Consider the following 8,413-nt stretch of genomic DNA (forward strand, 5'->3'; position numbering starts at 1 on the left):
GCACAGTATATGCGGCCGGGAGTGGAATTGTCAAACACCGAATTTCCGGACGATGAATTGCGGCACGAGCAGGAATTCATCGACGGGCTGTACGCGCGCGTGGACGCGCTGCGCGGCGACACCGAGGACTCGGTGACGGACGCGCTCGCGCAGGGCAACACCCCCCAGCAGGCCCGCCTGGAGCGGGACATCCTGGTCGCCGAGCGCTCGGGGCTGCTCGCCGCGCTCAACGCGGTGGACGGCTCCCTCTGCTTCGGCCGGGTCGACCTCACCTCCGGGGAGGGCCACCACATCGGCCGTATCGGGCTGCGCGCCGACGACGCCGAACGCACCCCCGTGCTCATCGACTGGCGGGCCGGTGTCGCCCGCCCCTTCTACCTGGCCACCGGCCACACCCCGATGGGGCTGCGCCGCCGCCGGCACATCACCAGCGAGGGCCGCACGGTCACCGCGCTGCACGACGAGATCCTCGACCTCGGCGACGAGACCCGCACCGGTCACGAGGACCCCTCCGGCGACGCCGTGCTGCTCGCCGCGCTGAACTCCGCGCGCACCGGCCGCATGGGCGACATCGTGCAGACCATCCAGGCCGACCAGGACCGCATCATCCGCGCCCCGCACCGCGGCGTCCTCGTCGTCGAGGGCGGCCCCGGCACCGGCAAGACCGCCGTCGCCCTGCACCGCGCCGCCTACCTCCTCTACGAGCACCGCGAACTGCTCGCCAAGCGCGCCGTCCTCATCGTCGGCCCGAACCCGGCCTTCCTCGGCTACATCGGCGAGGTGCTGCCCTCGCTCGGCGAGACCGGCGTCCTCCTCGCCACCGTCGGCGAGCTGTTCCCCGGCGTGAAGGCCACGGCGACGGACACCCCGGAGGCGGCGGCCGTGAAGGGCCGGGCCGACATGGCCGACGTGCTCGCCGAGGTGGTCCGCGACCGGCAGGCGCTGCCCGACCCGGTCATCGCGATCGAGCACGACCGCGAGATCCTCATGCTGGACGACGACCTCGTGAACGTCGCCCGCGAGCGCACCCGCGCCGCGAAGCTCCCGCACAACGCGGCCCGCGAGCACTTCGAGGGCCACATCCTCAACACCCTCACCGACATGGTGGCCGAGCGCATCGGCACCGACCCCTACGACGGCAGCAACCTCCTCGACCCCAGCGACATCACCCAGATCCGCGACGAGCTCGCCGAGAACCCCGAGGTCTGGTCGGCGATCGACCAGCTCTGGCCCCGGCTCGCCCCGGCCCGCCTGGTCGCCGACTTCCTCGCCGCCCCCGAGGCCTTCCTCCCCGCCGATGACGCCGCCGCCGTCCGCCGCCCGGTCACCCGGCGCTGGACCGTCGCCGACGTGCCGCTGCTGGACGAGGCGGCCGAACTGCTCGGCGTGGACGACCGGGTCGCCCGCTCCCGCGCCGAACGCGAACGCGAGGAGCAGATCGCCTACGCGCAGGGCGTCCTCGACGTGTCGTACGCGTCCCGGACCTACGAGTTCGAGGACAAGGACGACGACGAGTCGGAGGTCCTGCTCGCGCACGACGTCATCGACGCCGAACGCTTCGCCGAACGCCAGGAGGAGGACGACCACCGCAGCGCCGCCGAACGCGCCGCGGCCGACCGCACCTGGGCCTTCGGGCACATCATCGTGGACGAGGCTCAAGAGCTTTCCCCGATGGCATGGCGGCTGCTGATGCGGCGCTGCCCCACCCGCTCGATGACCCTGGTCGGCGACCCGGCGCAGACCGCCGAGGCGGCGGGCGTCGGTTCCTGGTCGAAGATCCTCACGCCGTACGTCGAGGACCGCTGGGACCACACCCGCCTGGGCGTCAACTACCGCACCCCCGCCGAGATCATGGACCTCGCGGCGGCGGTGGTCCGGGCCGAGGACCCGTCCTTCGACCCGCCGAGTTCGGTTCGGTCCACGGGCGTACGCCCCTGGATCCGCGCCGCCGCCGACCTCCCGGCCGCCGTCGCCGAGGCCGCCCGGGAACTGACCCCCGAGGAGGGCCGCCTGGCCGTCATCGCCCCGCGCGAGCTGCACCGGGCCCTCGCGGCCCGCCTGGACGGTGTGACGGCGGGCGCCGAGCCGGACCTCACGCACGACGTGGTCCTCCTGGACCCGCGCCAGTCCAAGGGCCTGGAGTTCGACTCCGTCCTGGTCGTCGAGCCCGGCCGCTACGGCACCAGCGACCTGTACGTCGCCCTCACCCGCGCCACCCAGCGGCTCGGCGTCGTGCACGGCGAGCCGCTGCCGAAGGGGCTCGCCGACGTGAGTGACGAGGGCGACGCGGGCTGACGGTCAGGCCGGACGCAGCCACACCGTCGCCAGGGGCGGCAGGGTCAGCCGGATGCTCGCCGGCCGGCCGTGCCACCCCTGCGCCTTCGGCTTGACCGGGTCCGGGTTGCCCACGTCGCCGCCGCCGTACCGCGCGGCGTCGGTGTTGAGCACCTCGTGCCAGGCCGGGACCTCGTCGGGAACGCCGAGGCGGTAGTCGGAGCGGACCACCGGGGCGAAGTTGGACACCGCGAGCAGCGGGGTGCCGTCGGCGTCCAGCCGCAGGAAGGCGAGGACGTCGTCGTCGGCCGCGTCGCCGACCACCCACGCGAACCCGGAGGGGTGGGTGTCGCGCTCCCACAGGGCGGGCGTGGCCCCGTAGACGGTGTTCAGGTCCCGCACCAGGTCGCGCACCCCCCGGTGGTCCGCCGACGCGCCGTACTCCGGGTCCAGCAGCCACCAGTCGGGGCCGTGCGCCTCGGACCACTCCGCGCCCTGCGCGAACTCCTGGCCCATGAAGAGGAGTTGCTTGCCGGGGTGGGCCCACATGTAGCCGAGGTACGCGCGCTCGTTGGCACGCTGCTGCCACCAGTCGCCGGGCATCTTCGACACCAGCGACTTCTTGCCGTGCACCACCTCGTCGTGGGAGATCGGCAGCACGTAGTTCTCGCTGTACGCGTACACCATGGAGAAGGTCAGCTCCCCGTGGTGGTACCCGCGGTGCACCGGCTCGCGGCTCATGTACTCGAGCGAGTCGTGCATCCAGCCCATGTTCCACTTCAGCCCGAAGCCCAGCCCGCCGAAGCCGCTCGGGCCCTTGTGGTGCGTGGCCCGAGTGACGCCGTCCCAGGCCGTCGACTCCTCCGCCACGGTCACGACGCCGGGCACCCGCCGGTAGACCGTCGCGTTCATCTCCTGGAGGAACGCCACCGCGTCCAGGTTCTCCCGGCCGCCGTGCTCGTTCGGCGTCCACCGGCCCGGCTCGCGCGAGTAGTCCAGGTACAGCATCGAGGCGACGGCGTCCACGCGCAGCCCGTCGATGTGGAACTCCTCGCACCAGTACACCGCGTTGGCTACCAGGAAGTTGCGCACCTCCCGCCGTCCGAAGTCGAACTCCAGCGTCCCCCAGTCCGGATGCGCGGCCCGCAGCGGATCGGAGTGCTCGTACAGCGGGCGCCCGTCGAACTCGGCCAGCGCCCAGTCGTCGCGCGGGAAGTGCGCCGGCACCCAGTCCATCAGGACGCCGATGCCGGCCCGGTGCAGCCGGTCGACCAGGTACCTGAAGTCGTCGGGGTCGCCGAGCCGGGCCGTGGGCGCGTAGAAGCCGGTGACCTGGTAGCCCCAGGAACCGCCGAAGGGGTGCTCGGCGACCGGCATCAGCTCCACGTGGGTGAAGCCCAGGTCGGCGACGTAGGACGGGAGTTGCTCCGCCAGCTCGCGGTAGGTCAGTCCGGGGCGCCAGGACGGCAGGTGCACCTCGTACACCGACATCGGCGCCTCGTGCGCGGGCGCGTCCGCGCGACGGGCCAGCCACTCCGCGTCGCCCCACGTGTAGTCCGAGGCGTGCACCACGGAGGAGGTGGCCGGCGGCACCTCGGTGCGGCGGGCCAGCGGGTCGGCGCGGAAGGTGCGCGAGCCGTCGGGCCGGGTGATCTCGAACTTGTACGGCTCGCCCGCGCCCACACCGGGCAGGAACAGCTCCCACACGCCGGTCGAACCGAGGGAGCGCATCGGGTGGCCGGTGCCGTCCCAGAAGTTGAAGCCGCCGGCCACCCGGACCCCGCGCGCGTTCGGCGCCCACACCGCGAACCGGGTGCCGGCCACCCCGTCGTGCGCCGTCGGGTGCGCGCCGAGCGCCCGCCACAGCTGCTCGTGGCGGCCCTCGCCGATCAGGTGCAGGTCCAGCTCGCCCAGGGTGGGCAGGAAGCGGTACGGGTCCTCGGCCTCGTGCTCCGTCCCCTCGTACGCCACGAGGAGCCGGTGCACCGGGACCTCGTTCAGCGGCACCAGACCGGAGAAGAACCCGTCCCCGTCGTCGTGCAGCGCGACCCGCAGCTCCCCGCAGATCACGGTCACCGCGAGGGCGTACGGCCGGAAGGCACGGAACGCCACCCCGCCGGGCACCCGGTGGGCGCCGAGCACCGCGTGCGGGTCGTGGTGCGTGCCGGCCAGCAACCGCTCCCGGTCACCGGCGTCCAGTGCGGGGGAGACGGCGACCTCCTCCGGGACCCGGCCCTTCCCGACGGGCTGCTTTGCTGCCTGCTTCTTCGCGGGGACCCTTTTGGCGGGGACCTCTTTCGCGCCGGCCTTCTTCGCGGGGACCTTCTTCGCGCCGGCCTTCTTCGCGGCCTTGGCCGTCTTCTTCCCGGCCGTGTTCTTCCCGGTCGTCTTCTGGGGGTCGGAACCGCTGGACGAGGGTCGGGGGGTCACGGGAGAAGCCTCCTGGGCGAAGTGGGAGCGGGCGGGGACGTCATGCCGGTTCGGGCACGGACAGGCGGCGCACCGCCGCCAGGGGCACCTCGAGCCAGTCGGGCCGGTGCCGGGCCTCGTACAGGACCTCGTAGACCGCCTTGTCCGTCTCGTAGGCGCGCAGCAGCACCGGGTCGGTGCGCGGGTCGTGGCCGCCGGCCGCCGCGTACCCGGCGCAGTACGCGGCCCGGCAGGACTCCGCCCAGCCCGGCACCCGTACGCCGGCCGAGTGCGCGGCGTAGTCGAAGGAGCGCAGCATCCCCGCGACGTCCCGCACCGCCGGCTGCGGCAGCCGGCGCTCGGCCAGGGGCTTCGCCGGCTCTCCCTCGAAGTCGATCAGCGACCACTGCCCGTCGGGGGAGCGCAGGCACTGGCCGAGGTGCAGGTCGCCGTGGACCCGCTGCGCGGTCCAGGTGCGGCCCTCGGCGGCCAGGTCCGCCAGCGCCGTGAACGCCGTCCGCAGCGCGGGTGCGTACGGCCGGAGCAGGGGCACGGCCCGCGCGGTCTCCGCCAGCCGCTCGCTCATGCCCTCGGCGAGCCGCCGCGCCCGGGCGTGGCCGAGGGTGACGGTCGGCAGCGCGCGGGCCAGCGCGGTGTGCACCTCGGCGGTGGCCCGCCCGAGCGCCCGGGCCTCGGCGACGAAGTCCTCACCCTTGGCCAGCTCGCGCAGCGCCAGCTCCCAGCCGTCGGTCGCGCCCTGAAGATAGGGCTGGAGCACGCCCAGCACCCAGGACCGGCCGGTCAGCTCCGCCGTCATCCACCCGGCGGGTGCCGGTACCCGGGGGCATCCCTCGCGGGCCAGGGCCAGCGGCAGCTCCAGGTCGGGGTTGACGCCCGGCACGATGCGGCGCAGCACCTTGAGAATGAACGTATCTCCGTACACGACCGACGAGTTCGACTGCTCGGCGGTCATCAGCCGGGGCACGAGACCCGCGCGTATGTCGTCGTCGTCCGGTGCCCGCTCGAAGCGCAGCTCGCCGACGCGGGCCCGCGTGCGCAGCGCCTCGAGCAGTACCTCCGCGGGGCGGGTGTCGTACAGGGCGTCGTAGGCGGTGCGGCCGGCCGCCGGGCCCTCGGTCAGGTGGCCGATCAGTGCGGGTGCGAGCCGGGGCGGCAGCGCCTCGCGGGTGCCTATCAGGAGCTGGTAGCAGTCGCCGGGCTCCTCCGCCGCACCCCCGGCCGGGGCGTACTGCTGGTGGGCGCGGACCAGGACGTGGTGGAGGCCGAGCCGGGAGTCGGCGGGGAGCAGTTCGGTGGCCGCGACCAGCGAGAAGCCGGTGACCGGGCGCCCCTTGCCGGCGAACCAGCGCTGTCGCGGAAGCCACTCCCGCAGCAGTGGGTCGAGTGACGCCAGGAGACCCGGCGGGCTCGTGACGGTGCGTATGACGGCTTCCGACATGGCGTCGCGTCCTTTCCCCGGGGGACTCGGGGTGGTTACTGATGCGTGCCCCGGGCGGAACGGTGGAAACCGCCGCGCCCGGGGACGGGGCCGGATCTAGGCGGCGTCCTTGCGCAGCCGGAACCAGTAGAAGCCGTGCCCGCCGAGGGTCAGGAGGTACGGCAGGTCGCCGACCGCCGGGAAGCGGACCCCGCCGAACAGCTCGACCGGGTGGCGCCCGCCGAAGGCGCTGAGGTCGAGCTCCGTGGGCTGCGCGAACCGGGAGAAGTTGTGGACGCACAGCACCAGGTCGTCCCCGTCTTCCCCATTCGGGGGGGCCTCCCGCAGGAAGGCCAGGACCGCCGGGTTGGAGGAGGGCAGCTCGGTGTAGGTGCCGAGGCCGAAGGCCACGTTCTGCTTGCGGATCTCGATCATGCGGCGGGTCCAGTGCAGCAGCGAGGACGGCGAGGCCATGGACGCCTCGACGTTCGTCACCTGGAAGCCGTAGACCGGGTCCATGATCGTGGGCAGGAACAGACGCCCCGGGTCGGACGACGAGAAGCCGGCGTTGCGGTCCGGGGTCCACTGCATGGGGGTGCGCACGGCGTCGCGGTCGCCGAGCCAGATGTTGTCGCCCATGCCGATCTCGTCGCCGTAGTACAGGATCGGCGAGCCGGGCAGCGACAGCAGCAGGGCCGTGAACAGCTCGATCTGGTTGCGGTCGTTGTCGAGGAGCGGGGCCAGCCGCCGCCGGATGCCGATGTTGGCGCGCATCCGCGGGTCCTTGGCGTACTCCGCGTACATGTAGTCGCGCTCCTCGTCGGTGACCATTTCCAGGGTCAGCTCGTCGTGGTTGCGCAGGAAGATGCCCCACTGGCAGCCGGACGGGATGGCCGGCGTCTTGGCGAGGATCTCGGAGACCGGGTAGCGGGATTCCCTTCTGACCGCCATGAAGATGCGCGGCATGACCGGGAAGTGGAAGGCCATGTGGCACTCGTCGCCGCCCGCGGAGTAGTCGCCGAAGTAGTCGACCACGTCCTCCGGCCACTGGTTGGCCTCCGCCAGCACCACCGTGTCCGGGTACTGCGCGTCGATCTCCTTGCGCACCCGCTTCAGGAAATCGTGCGTGCGCGGCAGGTTCTCGCAGTTGGTGCCCTCCTCCTGGTAGAGGTACGGCACCGCGTCCAGCCGGAACCCGTCGATGCCCAGGTCCAGCCAGAACTTCAGCCCGGCCAGCATCTCCTCCTGCACGGCCGGGTTCTCGTAGTTGAGGTCCGGCTGGTGGGAGAAGAACCGGTGCCAGTAGTACTGCTTGCGCACCGGGTCGTAGGTCCAGTTGGACGCCTCGGTGTCGACGAAGATGATCCGCGCGTCCTGGAACTGCTTGTCGTCGTCGGCCCAGACGTAGTAGTCGCCGTACGGACCGTCCGGGTTCTTGCGGGACTCCTGGAACCACGGGTGCTGGTCGCTGGTGTGGTTCATGACGAAGTCGATGATCACGCGCATGCCGCGCTGGTGCGCCGCGTCCACGAACTCCACGAAGTCGGCGAGGTCGCCGAACTCGGGCAGGACGGCGGTGTAGTCGGAGACGTCGTAACCACCGTCGCGCAGCGGCGACTTGAAGAAGGGCGGGAGCCACAGGCAGTCCACGCCCAGCCATTGCAGGTAGTCCAGTTTGGCGGTCAGGCCCTTGAGGTCGCCGACGCCGTCGCCGTTGCTGTCCTGGAAGGAGCGGACGAGGACCTCGTAGAAGACGGCTCGTTTGAACCAGTCCGGGTCCCGGTCCTTGGCGGGGGTGTCCTCGAAGGTGTCCGGCACGGGCTCGTTGACGATCATGTGGTGGGTGACCCTCCGATCTGCGGGTGGGACGGTCGCAGAACCGTGCAGACGTGCGCGGGCGAACGGCCCGGCTCCAGGCGCACATAGTTGGCCCTGCCCCAGTGGTAGGTCTCGCCGGTCAGCTCGTCGCGGACCGGCACCGACTCGTGCCAGTCCAGGCCGAGTTGCGGCATGTCCAACGAGACCGTCGCCTCCTGGGTGTGGCGGGGGTCGAGGTTCACGACCACCAGAACCGTGTTCGACCCCTGCCGCTTCGAGTAGGCGATCACCTCCTCCTTGTCCGTGGTGTGGAAGTGCAGATCGCGCAGTTGGCGGAGTGCCGGGTTCTCGCGCCGGATGGTGTTGAGCTTGGTGACGAGGGGGGCGATGGTGGTGCCCTCGCGGTCGGCGCGGGCCCAGTCGCGGGGTTTGAGCTGGTACTTCTCGCTGTCGTGGTATTCCTCGCTGCCTTCG

Annotated in this window: 4 protein-coding genes and 1 pseudogene; 1 reads left to right on the top strand and 4 read right to left on the bottom strand. The window is 72.1% G+C overall.

Going from position 1 to position 8,413, the window contains the following annotated elements; all coding sequences use genetic code 11:
* Positions 1-9: 9 nt before the first annotated feature.
* Positions 10-2,295: a HelD family protein gene (locus tag Sco07f_RS29090; RefSeq protein ID WP_108989608.1), complete on the top strand. Its 2,286-nt coding sequence runs from the start codon at positions 10-12 to the stop codon at positions 2,293-2,295.
* 3 nt (positions 2,296-2,298) lie between these two features.
* Here the strand turns inward: Sco07f_RS29090 and glgB are convergent, their stop codons facing one another.
* The 4 genes and pseudogenes from glgB to Sco07f_RS29110 all read right to left on the bottom strand — a co-directional run.
* Complete coding sequence (gene glgB, locus Sco07f_RS29095) at positions 2,299-4,704, bottom strand: 1,4-alpha-glucan branching enzyme (protein ID WP_167468254.1); 2,406 nt, start codon at positions 4,702-4,704, stop codon at positions 2,299-2,301.
* Between the two features lie 40 nt (positions 4,705-4,744).
* On the bottom strand, positions 4,745-6,142 hold the full coding sequence (locus Sco07f_RS29100) for a maltokinase N-terminal cap-like domain-containing protein (protein ID WP_108989609.1): 1,398 nt from the start codon (positions 6,140-6,142) through the stop codon (positions 4,745-4,747).
* Between the two features lie 96 nt (positions 6,143-6,238).
* Entirely contained in the window at positions 6,239-7,957 is a 1,719-nt protein-coding gene (gene treS / locus Sco07f_RS29105) for a maltose alpha-D-glucosyltransferase (RefSeq protein ID WP_108989610.1), read from the bottom strand.
* Positions 7,954-8,413: pseudogene (locus Sco07f_RS29110) on the bottom strand (DUF3459 domain-containing protein); the annotation flags it as partial. The gene treS and the pseudogene Sco07f_RS29110, both read right to left, overlap by 4 nt.

Origin of the sequence: Streptomyces coelicoflavus (genome assembly GCF_003112555.1) — a bacterium.
Classification (GTDB): domain Bacteria; phylum Actinomycetota; class Actinomycetes; order Streptomycetales; family Streptomycetaceae; genus Streptomyces; species Streptomyces coelicoflavus.